1 protein-coding gene is annotated in these 1,881 nt (G+C 69.9%); it reads right to left on the bottom strand.

The window, feature by feature from the left end:
• Positions 1-347: 347 nt before the first annotated feature.
• Positions 348-1,085: an LppU/SCO3897 family protein gene (locus CEP50_RS19690; protein ID WP_106115403.1), complete on the bottom strand. Its 738-nt coding sequence runs from the start codon at positions 1,083-1,085 to the stop codon at positions 348-350.
• Positions 1,086-1,881 lie beyond the last annotated feature (796 nt).

Below are 1,881 nucleotides of genomic sequence, written 5' to 3'. Positions count from 1 at the left end.
CCGTAGGGGGGCTGACCCGCTGGGGGGTGCTGCGGGGGCGGGTACTCCGGCTGGGAACCACCCGGTGGCTGCGGTGTCACGCGCTCCTCTTCCGACGCTCGTGGCTGGGACACGGGCGGGAGCACGGTGCTCTCCGTGCTCCCGACGGGACGTCTCTCGTCGGTACCGACGTGCCCGGTGACGGTGCGCGGATCCGAGATCCGTTCACACGAGTTCCAACCTAACCGATCACCCCGACACGACGCCGGGGATTTCCGGCACCGGACCCGGCGGCGGGGTGCACGCGCCCTGCCGCCGGGTTCGGCTCGTCCGGTGACGCACCACCGGGATCGTGTGGAGGACGCCGCTCACTGCTGGGTGAGTTCGGCGAAGCACAGCGTCCGCGCCGGGTCGGGGTAGGTCAGGTACATCGCCCCCGGTGGGCACACCTCGGAGTCGGCCTTGTCGGTCACCTTGGTGACACGCCAGGACGCCCGGTCAGCGGAGCAGTCCACTTTGGTCATCAGGGTTTTCTCGCCCTCGAGGTCGACCACGCAGTCGCCGACCACCGCGTCCGGAACCATGCAGTAGACGTTCTCCCCCACGAGCAGCATGTCGTAGGAGTTCTGCGGGCACTGCTGTTCTCCTTCGCGGCGCTGCACCACGTGGAAGTCCGAGTCGGCCGAGCCGCACTCCGCCTTGGTGAAATCGACCTCGTCCTTCCCCTGGCCGGAGATGTCCACGCAGTCGCCCGTGGCGATCCCGTTGCCTCCGGCGTCGGCGAAGATCTCCTGCGGATCGGGCAGCGCGCCGGACTTCCACGCCTGCCATCCGAACAGGGCCCCCGCACCGAGCAGCACCACGACTCCGAGCGTGACCAGTGTGGGGACCAGCTTCCCGCCCCCGCGCTTCTGCTCGGCGGCGTCGTCCTCGCCCGTGCGCGGCCCGGCCTCGGGGGGCGGGGTGTCCTCGTCCGCCGCCTCCCGGTCCGAAGAGTCCTGCTGTGCCGGGGCGTCCTGCTCCGCCACCGAGGACTCCTCGGTGAACCGCGGATCCCCGGTCGAGGGGTCCTCCGGCGAATCCGGTGTCTGGGGTGGAGTGCTCACGCCGTCCTCTCTCGTTGACTCACTCTTTCGGGCGAGCAACCTACTGGACGACGCCGGAGAACGAAGCCCGTCAGCCGGGCCCTCCGGGCAAGCGTTGTACCAATGGAACCTTTCCGCAACCGGCGGTTCGCCTCCCCGCGCGTGCGGGGCGTACCCAGCACGCACCCCGGTCACGTGCTGCGCGCCGGTCCATCCCCGCGTGCGCGGGGCCTACCGGAGACCTGCGCTTCACTGGCCGAGCTTGCTGGGTCCATCCCCGCGTGCGCGGGGCCTACACTTGCTGACCTGCGACCTTAACAGCGCAGCCCCGCCGTGGGAATCACTTTCGTTCCGGGACGGACCGGAGTCAGCCCCGGAGGGCTGGCGCCACGTGGGTGAACACCGTCGCGGCCGCATCGGCCTCGCCGTTGCGATCCTCGCCAGCCCCGGAGGGCTGGCGCCACTCGCCGCCGGGGTGGCCCTGGTCGCGCTGATCATCGCGTTGCGATCCTCGCCAGCCCCGGAGGGCTGGCGCCACGGCAGTTGAGCAGGAATCTCCGGGACAGCCACACCCCGGCTGTAACCATCCTGTGACCGACACGCCGAGCGAACACCTGAGAACCCCCCGGCATGTCGCCACACACTTCCCCTCCCCAACCACCAACCCCCTAAGACACAGACCGATCCGCACCGGAACCGGCCATCTCCGCCTGTGTGGAGCTTACGGGACATCGACCGACAGGTCACCTGGGAAACCCGCTCCATCCTCGCGCGGGGTCTACGTCAGGCCGTGTTGATGGTGGGGGCATTGCAGGGG

It is taken from the genome of Actinopolyspora mortivallis (assembly GCF_003001495.1).
GTDB lineage: Bacteria > Actinomycetota > Actinomycetes > Mycobacteriales > Pseudonocardiaceae > Actinopolyspora > Actinopolyspora mortivallis_A.
This window is presented reverse-complemented; position numbering and strand designations above follow the sequence as displayed.